The following is a 23,265-nucleotide window of genomic DNA, read 5'->3' as shown; positions in this document are numbered from 1 at the left end:
TTATCGAAGGAGTAGTACCAGCTATTTCAACAGCTATTCAAGCCTTTACCAAGGAAGGTCAAGCAGTACTCATTAACACACCGGTTTATCCTCCTTTTGCTCGCAGCATTAAGCTCAATAATCGTAGACTAATCACCAACTCTCTAGTAGAAAAAGACGGACTTTTTGAGATTGACTTTGATCAATTAGAGAAAGACTTTGTTGAAGAGGATGTGAAACTTTACGTTCTTTGCAATCCTCATAATCCTGGTGGACGTGTTTGGGAAAAAGAAGTCTTAGAGAAGATTGGACAACTTTGTCAAAAACATGGGGTCTTGCTGGTATCTGATGAAATCCACCAAGATTTGGCCTTGTTTGGAAACAAGCACCAGTCATTCAATACGGTAAATGAAGATTTTAAAGAATTTTCACTGATTTTAAGCAGCGCTACCAAAACATTTAATATTGCGGGAACAAAGAATTCCTACGCCATTATCGAGAATCCAAAGTTGAGACTTGCTTTCCAAAAACGCCAGCTTGCTAATAATCAACATGAAATCTCAGGTTTGGGATATTTGGCAACAGAAACAGCTTATCGCTATGGTGAAGATTGGTTAACAGAACTCAAAGAACTGATTGAGAAACACATCAATTATGTAGTCGATGTATTTGGCAAAGAAACTAAAATCAAGGTCATGAAACCTCAAGGGACCTATCTCATTTGGCTTGATTTTTCAGCCTACGATATTTGTGATGAAGAATTAAGAAGCCTTTTAAGAGACGAAGCCAAGGTTATCCTGAACAGAGGCTTGGACTTTGGTGAAGAAGGAGCCCTCCACGCTCGCTTAAATGTAGCCATGCCAACATCTGTCTTGGAAGAAGTTTGCCAACGAATCATTGCTACTTTCGCTAAACTTTAACAAGCTAGCCTTCTGGGTAAAAGTACCCTAGGAGGCTATTTTCATAGGAAGAAATGTGGTATAATTAAGAGATAAAGTAAAGGGGAAAATATGGCTAAATTGATTCCAGGGAAGCTTCGAATGGAGGGAGCTCAACTCTACGAAACTAGTCAGATTGAAATTATCAAAGAGAAAGACCATCGCCTCTATGCGCGTGTAGCAGATGAAGAAATTCGCTATAGCCTGGATGATGATTTGGTTTTTTGTGCTTGTGATTTTTTCCAAAAAAGAGGGTTTTGTGTGCATTTGGCAGCACTAGAGCATTACCTGAAAAATGATCACATTGGTCAGGAACTCTTGGGAAATCTGGAAAATGTGCATGAACAGAAAGAAGAAGTTGAAACTCAGGTTACTTTTGGAGAAAAGTTTTTAGAATCCATTCAAATTCCTAGTCTTTCTGAAATCTATCAGTTGTCTGCTCAGGGGCAGATTGAAGCAGGGACTAATCGCATTATTTGGACTTTGAGAGTCGGTCTTATCCAGACGCAGAAATTTTATGTAATCCGAGATATTCCCCTTTTTCTGAAGGTTTTAGAAACTAGTAAACCCTATATGATTGGAAAGTTATATGAAACTTCCTTGAATATTCGTCAGTTTGATGAAAGTAGCCAATTTGTTCTGAATTTCCTTCAAGGAATTGTAGAAGATGAGGTTGAAAATGCCCTCTTTTTCCAAAATCAAGGTCGTCATCTCTATTTCCCGCTGTCTTTTTTTGAGCAGGGTGTTAGTCTGCTGATGGGTTTAGATGCATTCCAATTTGACCATCAGATTTCAAGCTATCCTCATCTTGTATTTCAAGATTTTGATGGCAAAGCAGGCTTATTTACCTTTCAAATTGAAGAAAAATCCAACTATTTTGAGATGGAAATTTTTCAACAGGTAGGACTTAATTCGTTTTATAAGGGACAAGTCTTGTTTACTAAAGGTACATTTTATCTTCTGTCTAAAGAACAAGCTAGACTTATAGAAAAATTAAAAAAAGTATCTATCGATAAAAGCGGTAGAAAGATTTTACAATTTGATACCAGTGATCGAGATCTTCTAGCTTCGACCTTGTCGCAGTTTAAAGACATAGGAGAGGTAAAAGCTCCTGATACGCTTCAAATTCAGTCTTTCCGACCGTCGTTCTACATGGAAGGAGAAGAGGACGGTTCTATCCGTTTGGATATGCAGTTTCAGTATGAAACTTGCTTAGTAAGGAATCGTAATGAACTGGAGAGTCTTCCTTTTGCTAGTGATATTCAACTGGAGAAGAAAGTCTTTCAGTTGGCTCTATCTGCTGGATTTGAAGCAGATTTTCGTTCATGGCGTCAAAGTTTGAAAGCTGATGCAGTCCATACCTTCTTTCAGGAGGTTTTACCAGCTTTTGAAGCGCTTGGAGAATTAAAGATTTCTGAGAGCTTGCAAGATCTCTATCAGGTTCAGAAGCCTCAAGTACACATCTCATCCAAGGGAGGCCTATTAGAAATTCAATTTGATTTTCAAAATATAGATCAAGAAGAAATCGATCGAGCGATGAAAGCTCTAGTTGAGAAGCAGGATTATTACATCAGCTCTTCGAATCAGGTTTACTATTTCGATGATCAGACCAAGCGTATCCGTCAGGATTTAGAAGAATTAGGGATAGAGGACCTACAAGATGGAGCTTTTCGAGCTCGTAAATCCCTAGCTTATACCCTATCTCATCTCTTTAAGGATCAGGATCAAATTTCTTTCACCGAAGAATTTCGCAATCTGGCCCATGATTTGACGCATCCAGAAGATTTTCCGATGAAAGAGCTGAATATCCAAGCAGAACTTAGAGACTATCAGAAAAAGGGAATTCAGTGGCTTCAGATGCTTCACCATTATGGCTTTGGTGGGATTTTAGCAGATGATATGGGACTTGGGAAGACCTTGCAAACCATCGCCTTTTTAAGTAGTCAGGTTCAAGTAGATACTAGTGTCCTAATCCTTGCTCCGTCTGGCTTAATCTATAACTGGGCTGATGAATTTCAAAAGTTTGCTCCAGATTTAGATGTCGCGGTTGTGCATGGCTTAAAATCTCATCGAGAGTCAATTTTGGCAGAAAATCATCAGATTTATGTGACAAGCTATGCTACTTTCCGTCAAGATAGTGAAATTTATCGAGACCTATCTTTTGATTTTCTTTTTCTAGATGAAGCTCAAGTGATGAAAAATGCACAAACGAAGATTGCACAAAGTTTACGACGATTTGTGGTTCCATCTGTCTTTGCACTATCAGGAACACCGATTGAAAATCATCTGGGAGAACTCTGGTCGATTTTTCAAATTGTCTTACCAGGCCTCTTACCTGCTAAGAAGGAGTTTATGAAACTATCAACTGAGAGAGTGGCTCAATTTATCAAACCCTTTGTCATGAGACGTAAGAAAGAAGAGGTTTTGACAGAGTTGCCTGACTTGATTGAAGTTGTCTATAAGAATGAACTGGAGGATCAACAAAAAGCTATCTATCTTGCTCAACTGCAACAGATGCAGGAACGTTTGGGACAGGTAAGCGATTCGGAATTTCAACGAAATCGAGTCGAAATTTTGACTGGACTCATGCGTCTGCGTCAGATTTGTGATACGCCTGCGCTCTTTATGGAGGACTACCAAGGAGAGAGCGGAAAGCTGGATAGTTTACGAGATTTGCTGGTTCAGATTGCTGAAGGTGGGCATCGTGTACTTATTTTCTCACAATTTAGAGGTATGCTGGATCGGATTGAGCAAGAGCTGCCTGACTTAGGCTTGACTTCCTTTAAAATTACGGGCTCAACTCCTTCACAAGAACGTCAAGAGATGACCAAAGCCTTTAATCAAGGGGAGCGCGATGTATTTTTAATTTCTCTAAAGGCCGGCGGGGTCGGTCTCAATCTCACTGGTGCCGATACAGTCATTTTAGTAGACTTATGGTGGAATCCTGCAGTTGAATCGCAGGCTATCGGTCGCGCCCATCGTATGGGGCAAGAGCAAGCTGTTGAAGTTTATCGCCTTGTGACTCGAGGTACAATTGAAGAAAAGATTCAAGAATTACAAGAGAAAAAGAAAAATCTTGTTTCTGAAATCTTGGATGGAACAGAGTCTCGTGGTAGTCTGAGTCTAGCTGAAATACGAGAAATTTTAGGGATTTCATGAGCCTATACTTGAAAAATCAAGACATTACGCTATAATGGTGTATTGAAAGGAAATAAATATGACACAAAAACGATTTCCAATAGTGGCAGATGATGAAGTCATGTTGACAGAAATGCCAGTTATGAATCTCTATGATGAGTCTGATTTCATCAGTAATATAAAAGGTGATTACCAAGATAAAAACTACTTGGAATGGTCTCCAATCACTAAAGACAAAAAACAAGAGGAAGCAAAGCCTCTTGTAAAACCGATTGAGAAAAAAGAAAAATCCTATGCTGAATTAGCGCGTGAAGAAGCGCGCGCGGATTTGAAAAAGAAGCGCTCGGCTCGATATTTGACTCAGGATGTAAGTCATACGAGACGTCAACCGAAGACAAGCAATGTGCGTCCAGCAAATCAACCGACAGCACCTTTTCAAAAAGAAAATCCAGGAGAATTTGCGAAATATAGTCAGAAGTTAGGTCAGTCTCACTATATTTTGGCAGAAACAGTTTCTCAAGTGGAACATCCAATTTCAGATGGTGAAACAAGTCATTCCAAGAAAAACAATTATGACTTTTTAAAGAAAAGCCAAATTTATAACAAAAAAAGTAAACAAAAAGAACAAGAACGTCAAGTGGCCCAAGAGCTTAACTTGACTAGAATGAGCGAATAGAGGGGAAGAAAATGGCAAAAACCTATCATTTTATCGGAATCAAAGGATCAGGTATGAGTGCCTTGGCTTTGATGTTACATCAAATGGGGCACAAGGTGCAAGGTTCTGACGTTGAAAAGTACTACTTTACACAACGTGGACTAGAGCAAGCAGGAATTACAATTTTACCTTTTGATGAAAAAAATCTTCAAGGAGATTTAGAAATTATCGCTGGTAATGCCTTCCGTCCAGATAACAATGTTGAAATTGCTTATGCTGACCAAAATGGTATCAGCTACAAACGTTATCATGAGTTTCTTGGTAGCTTTATGCGTGACTTTATCAGCATGGGAGTTGCTGGTGCACACGGTAAGACGTCAACGACTGGGATGCTTTCTCACGTCTTGTCACACATTACTGACACTAGCTACTTGATCGGAGATGGTACAGGTCGTGGTTCTGCAAATGCCAAGTATTTTGTCTTTGAATCAGACGAGTATGAGCGCCATTTCATGCCATATCACCCAGAGTACTCTATCATCACTAACATCGATTTTGACCACCCTGACTATTTCACAAGCTTGGAAGATGTCTTCAACGCCTTCAATGATTATGCCAAACAAATTACTAAAGGCTTGTTCGTTTACGGTGAAGATGCTGAGTTGCGTAAGATTACAGCAAATGCCCCAATCTATTATTACGGTTTTGAAACAGAAGGTAATGACTTTGTAGCAAGTGACTTGCTTCGTTCTACAACAGGTTCAACCTTTACCGTTCACTTCCGTGGTCAAGAGTTGGGTCAATTCCACATTCCAACTTTCGGTCGCCACAATATCATGAATGCCACAGCAGTGATTGGTTTGCTTTATACTGCTGGCTTTGATTTGAATTTAGTGCGTGAACACTTGAAGACTTTTGGTGGAGTGAAACGTCGCTTTACAGAAAAGGTTGTTAATAATACGGTTATCATCGATGACTTTGCTCACCATCCAACTGAGATCATTGCGACGCTAGATGCTGCACGTCAAAAATACCCAAGCAAGGAAATCGTGGCAATTTTCCAACCACATACCTTTACTCGTACAATTGCCTTGTTGGATGATTTTGCCCAAGCCTTGAATCAGGCTGATGCAGTTTACCTCGCACAAATCTACGGTTCAGCTCGTGAGGTGGACCATGGTGATGTCAAGGTAGAAGACCTTGCCAATAAAATCAACAAGAAACATCAAGTTATCACAGTTGAAAATGTTTCTCCACTCCTAGACCATGACAATGCTGTCTATGTTTTCATGGGAGCTGGCGATATCCAAACTTATGAATATTCATTCGAACGTCTCTTGTCTAATTTGACAAGCAATGTTCAGTAAGGAAGATCATGGAATTTCCAATTAAAATCAGGGAAGCACAGCAATCAGATATAAATCAGATTTGCTTGATACAAGAAAGTATTTCAAATTCCCTAGAAGTATTGAACAGAGAAATAATAGAAGAACGTATCCGCAACCATGCGGGTACGTTTCTCTTAGCTAGCCTGGATGATCAAGGGATTGCTTATATCACTGCGACGACACCTCCTATTCCCTCTTTAAGAAAATGGATGCTTGAGATCGGAGATGAGGAATTCATTAGTGAGAACTCAATCATCCTTGAAGATTTAGCTGTAGATCCTGATTTTCAGGGGCAAGGCTTTGGAACCTTGTTGCTAGCAGCTTTGAAGGAAGTTACCCGTCAGCAAAATAGACCAGGTATTTATCTGCTTTGTGAGGATGAGTTGCTGGCCTACTTTGAAATGAATGGATTTGTGGAACAAGGGATTGTAGATGGAGAAAGGAGCAGTGAAGTTGCCTTTCTCATGCGATGGCAGAATCCCTATTATCAGGAGGAAATATGATTATTAGACAAGCTAGATTGACAGATTTAGATCGTATCTTTGAAATTGAACTAGAAAATTTTTCAATTGAAGAAGCTATTCCTCGTCCTGTTTTTGAAGCTCATCTGAAGGAAATTAAGACCAGTTTTTTAGTGGCTGAAAAAGAGGGGGAAATACTAGGCTATATTGAGGGACCAGTAGTCCCTCATCGACATTTACGAGACCAGTCCTTTACAGAAGACATTAAAGATTATAGCCATCAAAAAGGTGGCTATATCTCTGTGACTTGTCTATCCATTGCTAAGAAAGCTCAAGCTTTAGGTGTCGGACGAAAATTATTGACCGCTTTAAAAGATCTCGCTCTTGAGCATGAGCGTGAGGGAATCAATCTAACCTGCCATGACTATCTCATTGGCTATTATGAAAAACATGGTTTTGTGAATGAAGGAAAATCAAAGTCGACTTTTGCTGGTGAAGAATGGTATGACATGGTCTGGGAAAACACGAATTAGGCATCAGAAAGGCATCTATGGTTGCTTTTCTTTAGTTTTTAAGATATAATATTATGGATTATCAACAAGGAGGTAACACCTTTGAGCGAAAATTCTCGAGAAGAAGAAAAGTTAAGTTTTAAAGAACAAATTTTAAGAGATTTAGAAAGATTAAAAAGAGAAGACGGCATCGCGAATACGAAAAGTAGCAACGATGATTTGTTTTCAAATTTAAATAATAGTTCAGAAGCGGAAAAATCAGTGGAAGAGCCTTCTGTAGAAGACTTGATGGCCAATTCTGTTTCTCTAGTGGATGAATTACTTGCTAATGCTCCAGCAGTTCCACCACGTCCAGTTTTACAAGATGATTCAGTTGAAACTTCTGTAGCTTCAGAACCAGTTGTAGCTTCAGAGCCAACTGTAGCTTCAGAGCCAGCTGTAGCTCCAGATCCTCTACCATCAACGGAAGCTGTTGAACCCGTCAAGCCTCTTGAACCTGCTCAACCAGCGGAAGAAGAGAAAGAGTTCAATGCTATTTCGACAAGGATTCCAGTTTCTTATCGTACGAATCAGGCTAAACCAAGTCCTGCTAGAAAGAATATTAAACCTCAACCGAAACCAACAGTTCTTGCAAAAGAAACTCCAAGTCAAGAGCCAGTTGCTCCAGTTGAAACTAGAACTGAACTTCCTAGAAGAAGTCGTAAAGAATCAGTGAAACCAATCAAGAAAAAGAAAAAATCACGCTTGAAAGGATTTTTCGTAACAGTATTTGTTTTATTGATTTTACTAGGTGTGGGTGGATTCTTTGGTTACCGTTATGTCGAATCTGCACTCCAACCGGTTGATGCAAATTCAAAACAGTATGTCACAGTTCAGATTCCAGAAGGGGCCAATCTTCAGCAAATTGGTGATACCTTAGAAAACTCTGGATTGGTAAAACACGGTTTTATCTTTAGCCTTTATGCTAAGTATAAAGACTACAATGATTTGAAATCTGGTTACTATAATTTGCAAAAGAGCATGAGTACAGATGATATCATCAAAGAATTGCAAAAGGGTGGAACGCCTCAACCTCAAGAAGTTGCACTTGCAAATCTTACAATCCCGGAAGGTTATACCCTTGATCAAATCGCACAAACAGTTGGTCAGCTTCAAGGAGACTTTAAAGAACCTTTGACTGCTGATGCCTTCTTGGCAAAAGTGCAAGATGAAACCTTCATCTCTCAATTAGTTGCTAAGTACCCAACCCTTCTCGAAAGCCTACCAACTAAAGAAAGTGGTGTTCGTTATCGTCTAGAAGGATACCTATTCCCAGCAACTTATGCTATCAAAGAAAGCACAACTATTGAAAGCTTGATTGATGAAATGGTGGCAGCTATGGACAAAAACTTGTCAGCACATTATACTGCAATCAAAGAAAAGAACTTGACAGTGAATGAACTCCTCACCATCGCATCACTTGTGGAAAAAGAAGGTTTGAAAACTGACGATCGCAAACTGATCGCTGGAGTTTTCTATAATCGTTTGAACCTTGGCATGCCGCTCCAAAGTAATATTGCTATTCTCTATGCAGAAGGTAAACTAGGACAAAATATTAGCTTGGCAGATGATGCAGCAATTGATACAACAATCAATTCACCATATAATGTTTATACAAACCTTGGCTTAATGCCTGGTCCAGTAGACAGTCCAAGTCTGGATGCAATTGAAGCAAGTATCAATCAAACTAAGAGCGACTATCTCTACTTTGTAGCCAATGTACAAGATGGTAAGGTTTACTTTGCAACGACACGAGAGGAACATGATCGAAACGTTGCAGAGCATGTTAACAGTAAATTGACACAATCAAGTAGTTCAAACTAACTCTTAGAACAAGATTTGCTATTACATCCGTGAATGTAGAAAAGAATCTCTAATTTTTACGGGAATAGCAAGTCACACAAGTCTTTCCGCTATGATTAGAAACGCCTGAAATTCACAAGTTTTAGGCGTTCGGAAATTACGAAAGTAAAAACTTACCTCTTATTTGAACCTGAGTCTAGAAGTGATAGAATCATTAGGTTTAGGCACAGATTTTAAAAGGTCGCTACTAACCAAAATCATTTAAGGAAAGCTTTAAAAAGACTTTGTCTTCATTGTAAAATTATGTGGTTTACCACATAATTTTGCTTTACTACCTAAAGAAATTTAAATTTAATCAAAAGAAAGTTGAGAAAAATGGCAGAAAAAACATATCCAATGACCCTTGAAGAAAAAGAAAAACTCGAAAAAGAATTAGAAGAGTTGAAACTAGTTCGTCGTCCAGAAGTTGTAGAACGCATCAAGATTGCGCGTTCATACGGTGACTTGTCAGAAAATAGTGAGTATGAAGCAGCTAAGGACGAGCAAGCCTTCGTTGAAGGACAAATCTCTAGCTTGGAAATAAAAATCCGTTATGCTGAGATTGTCAATAGCGATGCAGTTGCTCAAGATGAAGTTGCTATCGGGAAAACAGTCACTATCCAAGAAATTGGTGAAGACGACGAAGAAGTATATATCATCGTGGGATCAGCGGGTGCAGATGCCTTTGCAGGTAAAGTATCAAATGAAAGCCCAATTGGGCAAGCCTTGATTGGTAAGAAAACAGGTGATACTGCTACGATCGAAACACCTGTAGGAAGCTATGATGTTAAAATCTTAAAAGTAGAAAAAACAGTTTAATAGGAATGAAAAGAAGGAGTAGATGCAGGGAAAGCGCTTCCCATTACTCCTTTTCTTAATTCTAAAAACTAGAGGAGACTATATGAATTCAGAAAATAAGCACAAAAAGAAAAATAAAATGGAACGTGGGTTAACCAATCGCCATGTTCAGGTTATGGCCATTGCAGGAACAATTGGAACAGGACTTTTTCTAGGAGCTGGACGTTCCATTAGTTTGACAGGTCCGTCAATCGTCTTGGTCTATATGATTACGGGTGGCTTTATGTATCTTATGATGCGTGCTATCGGGGAAATGTTGTACCAGGATCCGGAGCAACATACCTTTATCAATTTTATTACCCGTTATCTAGGTCAGGGTTGGGGTTACTTCTCAGTCTGGTCTTACTGGCTCTCAGTAGTCTTTATCGGAATGGCCGAGATTACGGCTATCTCTCACTATGTTCAGTTTTGGTTTCCATCCTGGCCATCTTGGTTGATTCAGGTTGTATTTCTGACAATACTCGGCTTAGTGAACTTGATTGCCGTTAAAATCTTTGGTGAAGTAGAATTTTGGTTTGCCATGATTAAAATTGTGGCTATTCTTGCTATGATTGCGACAGGTATTTTTATGGTTTTGACCGGCTTTGAAACGCCTTATGGTTCAGCAAGTCTTGCTAATATTAGTGAACACTTCTCACTTTTCCCAAATGGTGGGATGAACTTTGTCATGGCCTTCCAGATGGTTTTCTTTGCTTACTTGATGATTGAATTTATCGGTGTTACTACATCTGAAACTAAGGATCCAAGAAAAGTCTTGCCTAAGGCTGTTAAGGAAATTCCCTTGCGAATTATCTTTTTCTATGGTGGAGCTCTTTTAGCCATCATGTCTATTATTCCTTGGCGTGAGCTTTCTGCAGCAGATTCACCATTTGTAACGGTGTTTGAACTTGTTGGTCTTAAGTGGGCGGCAGCTTTAATTAACTTTGTAGTTTTGACTTCAGCTGCATCAGCCTTGAATTCAACCCTTTACTCAACAGGTCGTCATTTGTACCAAATTGCCCATGATTCACCAAATCGTTTCTTGAAAGCTATTAAGGCAGATACACTCTCACGTCACAACGTTCCTCAGAATGCTATCATTGCTTCTGCGGTATTGATTGGTTTTGCAGCTTTCATCAATGTCCTTCCAGGAGTATCAGATGCCTTTGCTTTGATTACAGCTTCTTCATCAGGTGTTTATATCGCCATCTACATCTTGATCATGGTAGCCCATCTCAAATATCGTAAGTCTAAAGACTTTATGTCAGATGGCTATCTCATGCCTCAATATCGCTTGCTAAATCCTTTAACAATGCTCTTCTTTATCTTTGTATTTGGAACACTCTTTTTACAAGAGTCAACTGTAATGGGAGCTAGAGGTTCAGCTATCTGGATTGTTGCATTTGGTATTTACAGCCAATGGAAATTTAGAAAATAAGTTATATTCTCATCAACTCAGGTTGGTGAGTTTTTTTAAGTTTGACAGTTCTTCAAAATAGGAATATAATCAAGGCGTAAGTGTCTTTGAGGAGGTTTTGATGCACATTAGATTGGAGAATACAGAGTCTCAGAAAGCGCAGGAGATAGGGGATTTGATTCGCTCCTATAATCGTTCCAAAAGAGAAACTGCTGAAAGTGAGCCACTTAATCTGTATATCGAAGATGAACATGGCCGACTCCTGGCTGGCTTAGTAGCAGAGACCTTTGGAAATTGGCTAGAAATCGAGTATTTATTTGTGAAAGAGGAGTTGCGAGGACAAGGAATCGGCTCCCAACTATTGCAGCAAGCAGAGAGTGAAGCAAAAAAGAGAAACTGTCGCTTTGCTTTTGTAAATACTTATCAATTTCAAGCGCCAGCCTTTTATCAGAAGTATGGTTACAAGGAAGTTTTTACTATGAAAGACTATCCCTATACTGGACAAAGGCACTATTATCAAAAAGAGTTGTAAACGGAAAATGAACGATTGAAGAGAGTGGCACTTCATAATGGAGGAGAGTTAATGGATATCATACTAGATATGGGAAATGTTCTATTGGAATGGAACAAGGATAAGATTTTGAATGCTGTAGCTAAAACACAAAAAGATTATCTAATTTTAGACAAGGCGATTTTCCAGTCGGGACTCTGGGAAAGATTGGACCTGGGGACCTTGACTCGAGAAGAATTGGTTGATAAGGTTCTTTCCCTATTAGGAGATTGCTATCAGAAAAAGGTTGAAGAAGTCATTTGGAACTGGCCTGCCTATATCGATATTTACACGGAAGTCTTTCCGCTTCTTGCACGTTTAAAGGAAAATGGCCATCGTATTTTTGTTCTATCTAATACCTCACCAGTTTTTTATGAATTATTGAAAGATCAATTAGCACCTCTAGAAAAGATTTTAGATGGGTTTGTTCTTTCCTGTGATATTAAGGTCATCAAACCTGATCGAAAAATGTTTGAAGAAATCCTCCGTAAATACGAGTTGAATCCAGCAAATTGTGTCTTTCTTGATGATATAGCAGACAACACTAACATGGCTGAAAGTTTAGGCATCAAAGCCTATCAAGTCAAACAGAGAAGTGACGTTGTAGATATTTTGAAAAAATTTGAATAAGCAGAAAACTCTCTATCATTTAGCTGGTAGAGAGTTTTTGTTAAAAAAATCGCACAAAATGACAGATATACATTGCATAATGTAAAATATATGATATAATGAACTTAGAAAGAAGCGCAACTTTTTAAAATTATAAAGGAGGTAAGAAGTGGCTAAGAATTTAAAATTAAAACTTGCTCGAGTAGAGCTTGATATGACACAAGGTGACTTGGCAGAAGCTGTAGGTGTGACTAGACAGACTATCGGCTTGATAGAAGCTGGGAAATATAATCCTAGTCTCTCCCTTTGCCAGTCTATTTGCAGATGCTTAGGCAAAACGTTAGATCAATTATTTTGGGAGGAAGAAGATGAAAAATAGATTTTATTATTATCAATTATTAGATGAAAGAGAAGAGCAACAACTTCATAAAGCTGGTGCAGAGAGTTTTCATATCTCTATCGGATTGTTGTTTCTAGCTTATTTCATAGCAGTGTTAGCACCAAGCCTTTTTAATCCAAGCATGCTTCTCGTAATTATCATCATAGGGACATTTTACTTTTTCACCCGTGCTCGCAATCTCGGTGTGACCTACTATAGTCGTTTTCATTTTACAATTTTAGGTTGCCTATTATTAACTCTAGTGATTACAGCTACCTTGATGCTACAGAACTACCAGTTCAATATCGAAATTTATCAGCACAACCCTCTACATATTAAGTATATTTATGCATGGGTCATTACATATCTCCTTTATCTTCCTTGGGTCTTTATTGGAAACTTAGGATTAAAAAGTTATGGTGAATGGGCTCAGAAAAAGTATGAAAAAGATATGGATGAGCTCGAGAGCATGGAATAGCTTGTTAGCTTTTTATCAATATCGATAAATTGTGTTATAATAGTACTAAATTATGAGAAAAGAAGAAACGTTTTCATCTTTTTACAAATAGGGAAGAAGGATAGTATATGTACCCAGATGACAGTTTAACTTTGCACACAGATTTGTATCAGATTAACATGATGCAAGTTTACTTTGACCAAGACATTCATAACAAGAAAGCAGTTTTTGAAGTTTATTTCCGCCAACAACCTTTCAAAAACGGTTATGCTGTATTTGCAGGTTTGGAACGAATTGTGAAATATCTTGAAAATTTGCGTTTCTCAGATAGCGATATTGCTTATTTGGAATCACTTGGTTATCATGGTGCTTTCTTAGAATATCTCCGTAATCTCAAGTTGGAATTGACTGTACGTTCTGCTCAAGAAGGGGACTTGGTATTTGCCAATGAACCGATTGTTCAAGTGGAAGGTCCTTTGGCTCAGTGTCAATTGGTTGAAACAGCTCTCTTGAATATCGTCAACTTTCAAACATTGATTGCGACCAAGGCAGCTCGTATTCGTTCAGTCATTGATGATGAGCCTTTGATGGAGTTCGGTACACGTCGTGCTCAAGAAATGGATGCAGCTATCTGGGGGACTCGTGCGGCTGTTATTGGTGGTGCCAATGGAACTAGTAATGTACGTGCAGGTAAGCTCTTCGGTATTCCTGTTCTAGGGACTCATGCTCACGCCTTGGTACAAGTCTATGGCAATGATTATCAGGCTTTCAAGGCTTATGCCACAACGCACAAAAACTGTGTTTTCCTAGTGGATACCTACGATACTCTTCGGATCGGTGTTCCAGCAGCAATTCAGGTTGCGCGTGAACTTGGTGATAAGATTAATTTCCTTGGTGTCCGCATTGACTCTGGAGATATTGCCTATATTTCTAAAAAAGTTCGTCAGCAACTAGACGAGGCAGGATTTACGGATGCCAAAATCTATGCATCCAATGATCTTGATGAAAATACTATCCTCAACCTCAAAATGCAAAAAGCTAAGATTGATGTTTGGGGTGTAGGAACTAAGCTCATCACTGCTTATGACCAACCGGCACTTGGAGCAGTCTACAAGGTTGTTGCCATCGAAGATGAGAACGGTCATATGCGCAATACCATTAAACTTTCAAACAATGCAGAGAAAGTTTCAACACCAGGTAAGAAACAAGTTTGGCGCATCACCAGTCGTGAAAAAGGCAAGTCAGAAGGTGATTACATTACCTATGATGGTGTCGATGTTGCTAGCATGACTGAAATCAAAATGTTCCATCCAACCTATACTTATATCAAGAAAACTGTTCGTAATTTTGATGCTGTTCCTCTCTTGGTAGACATTTTCAAGGAAGGTAAGCTAGTCTATGATTTACCAAGTTTACCTGAAATTCAAGCCTATGCTCGTAAGGAATTTGACAAGCTCTGGGACGAATACAAACGCGTTCTTAACCCACAACATTACCCTGTCGACTTGGCTCGTGATGTATGGCAGGACAAGATGGACTTGATTGATAAAATGCGTAAGGAAGCTCTAGGTGAAGGAGAAGAAGAATGAGTTTGCAAGAGACCATTATCCAAGAACTGGGGGTTAAACCAGTGATTGATGCCCAGGAAGAAATCCGTCGTTCGATTGACTTTTTGAAAAGATACTTGAAAAAACATCCTTTTTTAAAGACATTTGTCTTAGGAATTTCTGGGGGACAGGACTCGACCTTGGCAGGACGCTTGGCTCAATTAGCCATGGAAGAAATGCGATCAGAAACAGGTGACGACAGCTATAAATTTATCGCTGTTCGTTTGCCTTATGGAGTGCAAGCTGATGAAGCAGATGCCCAAAAAGCCCTAGCTTTTATCCAGCCAGATGTGAGCCTGGTAGTGAATATCAAGGACTCTGCTGATGCTATGACGGCAGCAGTAGAAGCAACAGGCAGTCCTGTTTCCGATTTTAACAAAGGAAATATCAAGGCTCGTAGCCGAATGATTGCCCAATATGCCCTTGCAGGTGCTCATAGCGGAGCTGTTATCGGGACAGACCATGCTGCGGAAAATATCACAGGTTTCTTTACCAAGTTTGGTGACGGTGGTGCAGATATTCTCCCACTCTATCGCCTCAATAAACGCCAAGGAAAACAGCTTTTGAAGGAACTTGGAGCTGATCCAGCCCTCTATGAAAAAATCCCAACAGCAGATTTGGAAGAAGAAAAACCAGGCATTGCAGATGAAGTAGCCTTGGGAGTCACTTACAATGAAATTGATGATTACCTCGAAGGAAAGCAAGTCAGCCCAGAAGCCCAAGCCACCATTGAAAAATGGTGGTACAAAGGCCAACACAAACGCCACTTACCAATCACCGTATTTGATAAGTTTTGGGAGTAAAAACCTCCAGTGGAGGTTTTTACCCTCTCACCTAGAAATAAGAAAGTGAGAGTAAGTCCGGGGGACCTTTTTACCTTGAGCCTAGAAATTAGAAAGCAAGAATAACCTCCAGTGGAGGTTTTTACCCCGAATCTAGGAATAGGGAAACGAGGCAGGTCGGTAACTCGAAGAGTTCGATTTTCCTTGTCTCACCCCCGCAAGGCTGACTAGGCTTGAAAAAACTTGCTAAAGTGCATTTCAAGCCAGACAGCGACTGCGTCATGAAATTAGAGGAAACTGTTGTTTTCTCAATGTTTATGAGTGTAGTGTTTTTACCCCGAGCCTAGAAATAAGAAAGCTAAGAAGGTCCAGTGGACCTTTTTAGCTTGAACATTCAAATAGAAAGAGAGTTACCATTATGAAAGCACTAGGGACACAAACTATTAAGACAGAACGTTTGATACTGAGGAGATTTGTGGAAGGTGATGCTCAAGCCATGTTTGATAATTGGGCTTCACGCTCAGAAAATCTGACTTATGTGACTTGGAATCCACACCTGAATGTTGAACAGACTCAAAATTCTATTGGCAATTGGGTAAAATCCTATGACGATCCAAATTACTACAAATGGGCCATTTGTCTTAAAGAAAATTCAGACCATACCATTGGAGATATCAGTCTTGTTAGTGTGGATGAAGAAAACTCTAGCTGTGAGATTGGATATATCTTAGGGATGGACTACTGGGGACGAGGACTCATGACAGAAGCCTTGAAGGCAGTTTTATCATACTGTCTAGATGAGATTGGATTTGAAGAGGTTGATGCTTGCTATGTAAGTCTAAACCCAGCATCTGGTCGTGTTATGGAAAAGGCGGGTATGACTTTTTGGAAGACGATTCCAAATGCAGTTGAACGAAAAGGTTATAGAGCTGATAAAATTTATTATCAAATCAAAAAATAAGATGGAAAGTTAAGCTTTTCCATCTTATTTTTTTTTTATAATATACTTTTTAATCAAAATAAAGCAAATCTTTGCTGGTACTTGTAAAGAGGTCAAAGCCGTCTTTTGTCACAACACCACAGTCTTCGATGCGGACACCGACTTTACCAGGGATGTAGATACCAGGTTCAACAGAGAAGCACATGCCTTCTTCGATAACCATATCGTTTCCTTCCATAATTGAAGGGAATTCGTGGACATCCATACCGATACCATGACCGAGACGGTGGTTGAAGTACTCACCATAACCTGCTTTTTCGATAACTTCACGGGCAGCACGGTCTACTTCATGCGCAGTGACACCAGGTTTGATAAAGTCAAGGGCAGCTTGTTGGGCTTCAAGAGTCAAGTTGTAAATGTCTTTCTTGAATTGGTCAGGTTTACCAACAGCGACTGTACGAGTCATATCTGATGCATAACCATTGACCATTACACCGAGGTCAAAAAGGAGAAGGGCATTGTTTTCAACCTTGTTGGCTCCAGGAATACCGTGTGGATTTGCAGCGTTATCACCTGTCAAGACCATAGTATCAAAGCTCATTTCATAGCCTTCGCGTTTCATGGCAAAATCAATCTGTGCGATAATATCAGTTTCAGTATTGTCAAGAGAGATATTGTCAAAACCAACTTTGACAGACTTGTCTGCATAGACACCTGCTACCATCATCTTTTGTACTTCGTCAGCTGACTTAATTAAGCGCATACGCTGGATTAGTGGAGTTAAGTTTTCAAATTCAGCAGTTTCAAAGACAGATTTTAAACCGTGGTATTTAGTCAAGATGAGGTTATCAAACTCAACTGCGACACGTTTGAAATCAAGTTGTGGCAAGGCATTTTGGATTTTTTTCCAAGGGTTTTCAGAGTCTACATAACCAACAACTGGGAAAGAGACAGTGCTTGTTGCGCGCTCAACTTCAAGAGCTGGAACAAAGAGAAGTGGTTCCTGATCTCTAAGGACAAAGAGGAACATTTGGCGTTCGTGTGGATCACTGTAAAAACCAGTGAGGTAATTGATAGTGACGGGGTCAGATACGACAGCGACGTCTAGCTTTTCTGATTCAAGATATGTTACAATTTGTTGTAATTTAGACATATGTTACCTTCTTTCTACCCCTCTATTTTTGCAAAAAATAGTAGAAAATGCAAGAGAGAAGGGGAAAAGAGCTTAAAAAAATTCCAACAGCCTATGGCATGCTGGAAATAGGAAGTTTAGTTAAAATCTGCCTTGCTTTTCACATCGCTGTATTCTTCAGCAACTTCTTGACTGAGAATGTCCTCATAAGCTGGAAGGACGATGTCCTGACCATACTTTTTCTTGAGGGCAGTAGTGACCAAGCGATAGGCTAAGTTTGCATTACGGGATAAAATAGGTCCGTGGAAATAAGAACCAAAGACATTTTTATAGTGAACGCCTTCGCCAATTTTCTCTTCATTATTTCCGTTTCCGTATACGACCTGACCGAGTGGTTTTTGGTCATCTGAGAGGAAGGTACGGCCTTGGTGGTTCTCAAAGCCAAAGTAGGTTTCATCGAATTCTTCGTTATGAATTTTAATATCACCGATGAAGCGGTTGTTGGTTTGGTTGAGTGTATAGTGTCCCATAACACCGAGACCTTCGATACGTCTTCCAGAAGCTTCGATATAGTATTGACCCAATAGTTGGAAGCCACCACAGATAGCTAGAACAACACCATCATTTTGGATAAAGTTATCGATGCTTACTTTTTTAGCAGGCAAATCACCAGCAATGATACTTTGTTCAAAGTCTTGACCACCACCGAAAAAGGCGATATCATAGTGATTTTCGTCAAAGTCATCGTGGAGAGAAACGATGTCAACTGTTACGTGAGCACCTAGCTTTTCAGCCACATACTTGAGCATGAGGATATTCCCATTATCCCCGTAGGTATTCATGAGATTGCCATAGAGGTGGGCGATATTTAGCTGGTAAGGATAGTTGCCGTCTTTTGAGGAAAGTGAAGTATAAACCATTAGTTCATCTCCTTTCTAACAAGCTGACGATTGGCCAGTAATTCTCGGAATTCCAGCATAGCAGTATAAGTCGCAAGGATATAAGCATGTTTGCAGTCTTGGACTTCAATCGTTTTAAGAACTTGTTCCAGACTACTTGTTTCAGTGATTTTATCAGCTGGATAACCAGTTACTCGAAGACGACGAGCGATTTCAGAATGACGAACGCCACCGGCGTTGATTTCTGGGATATCCATCTCAGTAATTTGTTCAAAATCAGCATCCCAAATCCAACTGGTATCAATCCCGTCTGCATAATTCGCATTGAGGAGAACAGATAGACTAAATGGATAAGGAGCGAGTTTTATCATTTCAATAGCTTGGGTAGCACCAACAGGATTCTTGATGAGAACCAGTGTGCATTCCTTGTCACCGATTTGGAAGGTTTCTTGGCGTCCAAAAACAGCTCGACTCTTATCAAATCCTTGCTTAATCAGTTGAGAATCAGCACCAAGGTAACGCGCAATAGCAACCGCAGCCAGAGCATTGTAGATATTGTAGAGTCCACCGATTTGAATACCGTATTCCTGTCCGTCAATAACAAAGCGAGAGCGATTGTTGGTTAACTCAACCAATTCTGTCAGACGGTAATCCAAGTCAGGGCGTTTACATCCACAGTTTTCGCAGATATAAGCTCCTAAGTTGGCATAAGTATTAAGCTCATATTTCAAAATACTTTGACAGTCTGGGCAGAGAATACCTTCAGTATTGTAGTGAGCAAGCTTTGCTGGACCTTTTTCCATATCAAAGCCAAAATACTGAACAGGATTTGGAATAGCAGGCTTGTAGAAAAGAGGACTGTCACCATTCAGCAGAACAGTAGCAGTAGGAACTTTTCGAATAGCATCCAAAATCATGTTGTAGGTCGTATAAATCTCACCGTAGCGGTCCATTTGGTCACGGAAGATATTGGTAATGACGAAAAGACTAGGCTGGATATAGTCACAGATGTGTGAGAGACTAGCTTCATCGATTTCAAGAACCGCAATATTTTTTCCAGTTTTTGAAGATTTTGCAGTCAAGAAAGTCGTTGTAATCCCTGTGATCATGTTGGCACCACTTGGATTAGTTAAAACTTGACCATAAATTTCCTTAAGGATACCGACAGTGAGAGCGGTTGTCAAGGTTTTTCCATTGGTACCAGTTACCACAACAATCTCATAGTTCTTCGCTAAATGTTGTAAAATATCTTTATCAAATTGAAGGGCAAGTTTTCCAGGCAGCGTACTTCCACGTCCAAGACGACTCAAAATAAAGTGAGAAGAACGCCCAGCAAGAAGGCCCAAAGTAGTTTTTAATTTCATGTTTCTATTATATCATAAATGCTGAAAAAGACAGATTTGAGATTTTAGAAAAAGAAAAACAGCCCAAGGAGGGCTGCTTTCTATTATTAAATCTATTAAATCGCAAACAAGTCATTCAAGTTCTCAGCCAAGGTTGGGTGAGTGAAGATTTGTTTTGTGAAGTAAGTGTATGGAATCTTGTTGTCCATTGCAACAGTGATGATGTTGATGATTTCTTGTGAACCTTCAGAGAAGATAGTTGCGCCAAGAATTTCTTTTGTTTCAGTATTGACAACAGCTTTGAAGGCACCACGAAGGTCACCATTTACATGTCCACGAGGCATAGCTGCAACAGGGATTTCCTTAACAGCGTATGGAAGCTTCAATTCAGCAGCTTGGCTTTCAGTCAAACCAACTTGTGAAAGTGCAGGTGTGATGAACATAGTATTTGGTACATTGAGACGGTCTTCAAGGGTGTAGCTGCCATCACCAGCAAGGTAGCTGTATACAACACGGAAGTCATCAAGTGAAATGTAAGTGAATTGAAGGCCGCCGTTGACATCTCCAACTGCAAAGACACCAGGAACGTTTGTTTGACAATGTTTGTCCACCTTGATAGCACCACGTTCAGTTAGTTCAATATCTGTATTTTCAAGTTGTAGAGGTTCAACATTTGGTTTACGTCCTGTTGCATAGAGAAGGGCATCGAAACGATAGGTTTCATTTTCAGTCACAACAAGAACTTGGTCACCATCGTTTTTGATTTCAGTAGTATGGATGTTTTGAAACAATTCGATGCCGTCTTCTTCCATGTATTGTTTAGCAAGAGCTGCGATGGAAGGTTCTGCACGAGGTAAGAAAGTGTCCATTGCATCTAAGACTGTTACCTTGCTTCCGAGTTTGTTGTAAAGACCAGCAAATTCAAGACCAATGTTTCCACCACCAAGAATTCCAAGTTTTTCAGGCAATTGTTCCAAGTTTTGGATTCCTGTTGAGTCAAAGACGTTCTTACTTGTAGCAAGACCTGGGATTGGTAATACATTTGAAACAGCACCAGTGTTGATGACGATAGTTTCAGCTGTTAGTTCTTGTTTTTCATCACCAGCTTGAATTTCAATAACCTTGTTTGAGACAAAGTGTGCTTCAGCATCAAAGATATCTACACCTGTACCAGCTACAGTAGCATAATTTTTTCCATTGAGGCGTGTAGTAACCGTATTTTTAGTAGCCATGACTTCCTCAAAAGACAAGTCTTTCTCAGCAGCAACTAGCAAGGTTTTAGTTGGGATGCAACCGATATTGATACAAGTTCCACCGTACATCGCCTTACTACGTTCGATAAGGGCAACCTTTTTACCAGCTGAAGCTAGTTTTCCAGCAAGCGTTTTACCTGCCTTACCAAATCCTATTACAATTAAATCGTATGTTAACATTTTTATTCCTCCTGTTCGATTTTCATTCTAGCACAAGAAAAAAACTTTTGCACAAATCTGCTACGGAAAATAGTTTCAGGAACCGAATGCTCTAACAAATACTTTTTGAGTGAAGAAAATCGATAGAAAAATCGTTTACATGATTTAATCAGGAGGTTAGACTATCTTTTGACCCTCTCTTGTGTTATACTAGATAGGTTGCAAAAAAGCAGTACTTTTCTTTAGTGGAAAAGAAGCAACACGGTCTTTCATAAAAGATATGAAAGTACGTCATGACAAGAAAAGTATAAACTAAGCGCTATAGGATGGCTTCGCACCATCTTTAGAAAGAAGAATAACGTGAAATTTAATGAATTTAACCTTTCTGCTGATTTATTAGCAGAAATTGAAAAAGCAGGATTTGTAGAAGCAAGTCCTATCCAAGAGCAAACCATTCCTCTGGCTCTTGAAGGAAAAGATGTTATCGGACAAGCTCAAACAGGTACAGGAAAAACCGCAGCCTTTGGCTTGCCAACCCTTGAAAAGATTCGTACAGAAGAAGCAACCATTCAAGCTTTGGTCATTGCACCAACACGTGAACTAGCTGTGCAAAGTCAGGAAGAACTCTTCCGTTTTGGTCGAAGCAAGGGTGTAAAAGTCCGTTCTGTTTATGGTGGTTCAAGCATTGAAAAACAAATTAAGGCTCTTAAATCTGGTGCCCATATCGTGGTGGGAACACCAGGTCGTCTCCTAGATTTGATCAAACGCAAGGCATTGAAATTGCAAGATATTGAAACTCTAATCCTTGATGAAGCAGACGAAATGCTCAACATGGGCTTCCTTGAGGATATTGAAGCCATCATCTCACGTGTCCCAGAAAATCGTCAAACTTTACTCTTTTCAGCAACTATGCCAGAAGCTATCAAACGTATCGGGGTTCAGTTCATGAAAGAACCTGAGCATGTGAAGATTGCGGCTAAAGAGTTGACCACAGAACTAGTTGACCAGTACTATATCCGTGTTAAGGAACAAGAAAAATTCGACACTATGACTCGTCTCATGGACGTAGAGCAACCAGAACTGGCAATCGTATTTGGACGGACAAAACGCCGTGTGGATGAGTTGACTCGTGGTCTGAAAATCCGTGGCTTCCGTGCTGAAGGGATTCATGGAGACCTTGACCAAAACAAACGTCTTCGTGTCCTTCGTGATTTCAAAAATGGTAACCTGGATGTCCTCGTAGCAACTGACGTAGCAGCTCGTGGTTTGGATATCTCTGGTGTAACACATGTCTACAACTATGACATCCCACAAGATCCTGAAAGCTATGTTCACCGTATTGGTCGTACAGGTCGTGCTGGTAAGTCAGGTCAATCGATTACTTTCGTAGCACCAAATGAGATGGGCTATCTTCAAATCATCGAAAACTTGACCAAGAAACGCATGAAGGGGTTGAAACCAGCGACAGCAGAAGAAGCCTTCCAAGCTAAAAAGCATGTTGCGTTGAAGAAAATTGAACGTGACTTTGCTGAAGAGACTGTTCGTGGAAACTTTGACAAATTCGCAAAAGATGCCCGTAAACTTGCAGCTGAATTCAGCCCAGAAGAATTGGCAATGTACATCCTAAGTTTGACAGTTCAGGATCCAGATAGTCTTCCAGAAGTTGAAATTGCGCGTGAGAAACCACTGCCATTTAAACCATCAGGTAATGGCTTCGGTGGTAAAGGCAAGGGAGGACGTCGTGGTGAGGATCGTCGAGATCGTGATCGCCGTCGCGACAATCGTCGTGGTGAACGTCGAGATGATTTCAAAAAAGGCAGTCGCAAAAACGACCGCTTTGAGAAGGAAAAACGTTACCGTAAGGATAATAAAAAACCACGTAATACTTCAAGTGAGAAGAAAACTGGTTTTGTAATCCGTAACAAGGGTGATAAATAATAAAAAAAGCG

At 39.8% G+C, this 23,265-nt stretch carries 21 protein-coding genes; 17 read left to right on the top strand and 4 right to left on the bottom strand.

Annotated features, from left to right (window positions below):
• From HMPREF1116_RS03790 to HMPREF1116_RS03715, 16 genes are all read left to right on the top strand, one after another.
• Positions 1 to 899 (top strand): MalY/PatB family protein (locus HMPREF1116_RS03790; RefSeq protein ID WP_000519584.1); only part of this gene is annotated, 899 nt, incomplete at its 5' end.
• A gap of 90 nt (positions 900 to 989) precedes the next feature.
• Positions 990 to 4,076, top strand: a complete 3,087-nt coding sequence (locus tag HMPREF1116_RS03785; protein ID WP_001096250.1) for a DEAD/DEAH box helicase — start codon at positions 990 to 992, stop codon at positions 4,074 to 4,076.
• Between the two features lie 58 nt (positions 4,077 to 4,134).
• Positions 4,135 to 4,731, top strand: a complete 597-nt coding sequence (locus HMPREF1116_RS03780; protein WP_000192399.1) for a hypothetical protein — start codon at positions 4,135 to 4,137, stop codon at positions 4,729 to 4,731.
• A gap of 11 nt (positions 4,732 to 4,742) precedes the next feature.
• Positions 4,743 to 6,077, top strand: coding sequence for a UDP-N-acetylmuramate--L-alanine ligase (murC, locus tag HMPREF1116_RS03775; RefSeq protein WP_001140867.1), 1,335 nt, complete (start codon positions 4,743 to 4,745; stop codon positions 6,075 to 6,077).
• An 8-nt stretch (positions 6,078 to 6,085) separates the two neighbouring features.
• A complete protein-coding gene (locus tag HMPREF1116_RS03770; protein WP_000395620.1) occupies positions 6,086 to 6,601 on the top strand; it encodes a GNAT family N-acetyltransferase in 516 nt (171 codons plus the stop codon).
• Positions 6,598 to 7,092 carry a GNAT family N-acetyltransferase gene (locus tag HMPREF1116_RS03765; RefSeq protein WP_000586904.1) on the top strand — a complete coding sequence of 165 codons (495 nt, stop codon included), beginning with the start codon at positions 6,598 to 6,600 and terminating at the stop codon, positions 7,090 to 7,092. Before HMPREF1116_RS03770 ends, HMPREF1116_RS03765 begins: the two co-directional genes overlap by 4 nt.
• An 81-nt stretch (positions 7,093 to 7,173) precedes the next feature.
• Positions 7,174 to 8,934, top strand: a complete 1,761-nt coding sequence (mltG, locus tag HMPREF1116_RS03760) for an endolytic transglycosylase MltG (RefSeq protein ID WP_001293910.1) — start codon at positions 7,174 to 7,176, stop codon at positions 8,932 to 8,934.
• Positions 8,935 to 9,288: 354 nt separating this feature from the next.
• Entirely contained in the window at positions 9,289 to 9,771 is a 483-nt protein-coding gene (gene greA, locus HMPREF1116_RS03755) for a transcription elongation factor GreA (protein WP_000818751.1), read from the top strand.
• Positions 9,772 to 9,853: 82 nt separating this feature from the next.
• Complete coding sequence (locus tag HMPREF1116_RS03750) at positions 9,854 to 11,227, top strand: amino acid permease (protein WP_001083660.1); 1,374 nt, start codon at positions 9,854 to 9,856, stop codon at positions 11,225 to 11,227.
• A gap of 100 nt (positions 11,228 to 11,327) precedes the next feature.
• Positions 11,328 to 11,738 carry a GNAT family N-acetyltransferase gene (locus HMPREF1116_RS03745; protein WP_000548101.1) on the top strand — a complete coding sequence of 137 codons (411 nt, stop codon included), beginning with the start codon at positions 11,328 to 11,330 and terminating at the stop codon, positions 11,736 to 11,738.
• Between the two features lie 51 nt (positions 11,739 to 11,789).
• Positions 11,790 to 12,386 carry an HAD family hydrolase gene (locus tag HMPREF1116_RS03740; RefSeq protein ID WP_000351387.1) on the top strand — a complete coding sequence of 199 codons (597 nt, stop codon included), beginning with the start codon at positions 11,790 to 11,792 and terminating at the stop codon, positions 12,384 to 12,386.
• A 148-nt stretch (positions 12,387 to 12,534) separates the two neighbouring features.
• Complete coding sequence (locus HMPREF1116_RS03735; protein WP_001107501.1) at positions 12,535 to 12,744, top strand: helix-turn-helix transcriptional regulator; 210 nt, start codon at positions 12,535 to 12,537, stop codon at positions 12,742 to 12,744.
• On the top strand, positions 12,734 to 13,222 hold the full coding sequence (locus HMPREF1116_RS03730) for a DUF6773 family protein (RefSeq protein ID WP_000797190.1): 489 nt from the start codon (positions 12,734 to 12,736) through the stop codon (positions 13,220 to 13,222). Before HMPREF1116_RS03735 ends, HMPREF1116_RS03730 begins: the two co-directional genes overlap by 11 nt.
• Positions 13,223 to 13,329: 107 nt before the next feature.
• Entirely contained in the window at positions 13,330 to 14,790 is a 1,461-nt protein-coding gene (locus HMPREF1116_RS03725) for a nicotinate phosphoribosyltransferase (RefSeq protein ID WP_000283106.1), read from the top strand.
• Positions 14,787 to 15,611, top strand: a complete 825-nt coding sequence (gene nadE, locus HMPREF1116_RS03720) for an ammonia-dependent NAD(+) synthetase (RefSeq protein ID WP_000058042.1) — start codon at positions 14,787 to 14,789, stop codon at positions 15,609 to 15,611. Before HMPREF1116_RS03725 ends, nadE begins: the two co-directional genes overlap by 4 nt.
• A gap of 397 nt (positions 15,612 to 16,008) precedes the next feature.
• Positions 16,009 to 16,551 (top strand): GNAT family N-acetyltransferase, encoded by a 543-nt coding sequence (locus HMPREF1116_RS03715; protein ID WP_000645370.1) that lies wholly within the window; start codon positions 16,009 to 16,011, stop codon positions 16,549 to 16,551.
• Positions 16,552 to 16,600: 49 nt separating this feature from the next.
• On the opposite strand, the gene HMPREF1116_RS03710 is transcribed toward HMPREF1116_RS03715, so the two are convergent.
• The 4 genes from HMPREF1116_RS03710 to HMPREF1116_RS03695 all read right to left on the bottom strand — a co-directional run bounded on the left by HMPREF1116_RS03710 (position 16,601) and on the right by HMPREF1116_RS03695 (position 21,337).
• Complete coding sequence (locus tag HMPREF1116_RS03710) at positions 16,601 to 17,683, bottom strand: M24 family metallopeptidase (protein ID WP_000040944.1); 1,083 nt, start codon at positions 17,681 to 17,683, stop codon at positions 16,601 to 16,603.
• A 116-nt stretch (positions 17,684 to 17,799) separates the two neighbouring features.
• Positions 17,800 to 18,582 carry a lipid II isoglutaminyl synthase subunit GatD gene (gatD, locus tag HMPREF1116_RS03705; protein WP_000263198.1) on the bottom strand — a complete coding sequence of 261 codons (783 nt, stop codon included), beginning with the start codon at positions 18,580 to 18,582 and terminating at the stop codon, positions 17,800 to 17,802.
• The gene (gene murT, locus HMPREF1116_RS03700) at positions 18,582 to 19,925 is read right to left on the bottom strand and encodes a lipid II isoglutaminyl synthase subunit MurT (RefSeq protein WP_000770010.1); all 1,344 of its coding nucleotides are present in this window, start codon (positions 19,923 to 19,925) and stop codon (positions 18,582 to 18,584) included. Before murT ends, gatD begins: the two co-directional genes overlap by 1 nt.
• Before the next feature lie 95 nt (positions 19,926 to 20,020).
• The gene (locus tag HMPREF1116_RS03695; protein ID WP_000958915.1) at positions 20,021 to 21,337 is read right to left on the bottom strand and encodes an FAD-containing oxidoreductase; all 1,317 of its coding nucleotides are present in this window, start codon (positions 21,335 to 21,337) and stop codon (positions 20,021 to 20,023) included.
• 339 nt (positions 21,338 to 21,676) lie between these two features.
• Here HMPREF1116_RS03695 and HMPREF1116_RS03690 point away from each other — a divergent pair, with 339 nt between their 5' ends.
• Complete coding sequence (locus HMPREF1116_RS03690) at positions 21,677 to 23,254, top strand: DEAD/DEAH box helicase (RefSeq protein WP_000671070.1); 1,578 nt, start codon at positions 21,677 to 21,679, stop codon at positions 23,252 to 23,254.
• The last annotated feature ends 11 nt before the right edge of the window (positions 23,255 to 23,265 follow it).

Origin of the sequence: Streptococcus sp. SK140 (assembly GCF_000259525.1) — a bacterium.
Lineage (GTDB): Bacteria > Bacillota > Bacilli > Lactobacillales > Streptococcaceae > Streptococcus.
This window is presented reverse-complemented; position numbering and strand designations above follow the sequence as displayed.

Excerpts from the sequence above, each read along its gene's own strand:
- HMPREF1116_RS03785 (WP_001096250.1), top strand. The coding sequence starts at position 990 with ATGGCTAAATTGATTCCAGGGAAGCTTCGAATGGAGGGAGCTCAACTC.
- HMPREF1116_RS03780 (WP_000192399.1), top strand. The coding sequence starts at position 4,135 with ATGACACAAAAACGATTTCCAATAGTGGCAGATGATGAAGTCATGTTG.
- murC (WP_001140867.1), top strand. The coding sequence starts at position 4,743 with ATGGCAAAAACCTATCATTTTATCGGAATCAAAGGATCAGGTATGAGT.
- HMPREF1116_RS03770 (WP_000395620.1), top strand. The coding sequence starts at position 6,086 with ATGGAATTTCCAATTAAAATCAGGGAAGCACAGCAATCAGATATAAAT.
- HMPREF1116_RS03765 (WP_000586904.1), top strand. The coding sequence starts at position 6,598 with ATGATTATTAGACAAGCTAGATTGACAGATTTAGATCGTATCTTTGAA.
- greA (WP_000818751.1), top strand. The coding sequence starts at position 9,289 with ATGGCAGAAAAAACATATCCAATGACCCTTGAAGAAAAAGAAAAACTC.
- HMPREF1116_RS03750 (WP_001083660.1), top strand. The coding sequence starts at position 9,854 with ATGAATTCAGAAAATAAGCACAAAAAGAAAAATAAAATGGAACGTGGG.
- HMPREF1116_RS03745 (WP_000548101.1), top strand. The coding sequence starts at position 11,328 with ATGCACATTAGATTGGAGAATACAGAGTCTCAGAAAGCGCAGGAGATA.
- HMPREF1116_RS03740 (WP_000351387.1), top strand. The coding sequence starts at position 11,790 with ATGGATATCATACTAGATATGGGAAATGTTCTATTGGAATGGAACAAG.
- HMPREF1116_RS03730 (WP_000797190.1), top strand. The coding sequence starts at position 12,734 with ATGAAAAATAGATTTTATTATTATCAATTATTAGATGAAAGAGAAGAG.
- HMPREF1116_RS03725 (WP_000283106.1), top strand. The coding sequence starts at position 13,330 with ATGTACCCAGATGACAGTTTAACTTTGCACACAGATTTGTATCAGATT.
- nadE (WP_000058042.1), top strand. The coding sequence starts at position 14,787 with ATGAGTTTGCAAGAGACCATTATCCAAGAACTGGGGGTTAAACCAGTG.
- HMPREF1116_RS03715 (WP_000645370.1), top strand. The coding sequence starts at position 16,009 with ATGAAAGCACTAGGGACACAAACTATTAAGACAGAACGTTTGATACTG.
- HMPREF1116_RS03710 (WP_000040944.1), bottom strand. The coding sequence starts at position 17,683 with ATGTCTAAATTACAACAAATTGTAACATATCTTGAATCAGAAAAGCTA.
- gatD (WP_000263198.1), bottom strand. The coding sequence starts at position 18,582 with ATGGTTTATACTTCACTTTCCTCAAAAGACGGCAACTATCCTTACCAG.
- murT (WP_000770010.1), bottom strand. The coding sequence starts at position 19,925 with ATGAAATTAAAAACTACTTTGGGCCTTCTTGCTGGGCGTTCTTCTCAC.
- HMPREF1116_RS03695 (WP_000958915.1), bottom strand. The coding sequence starts at position 21,337 with ATGTTAACATACGATTTAATTGTAATAGGATTTGGTAAGGCAGGTAAA.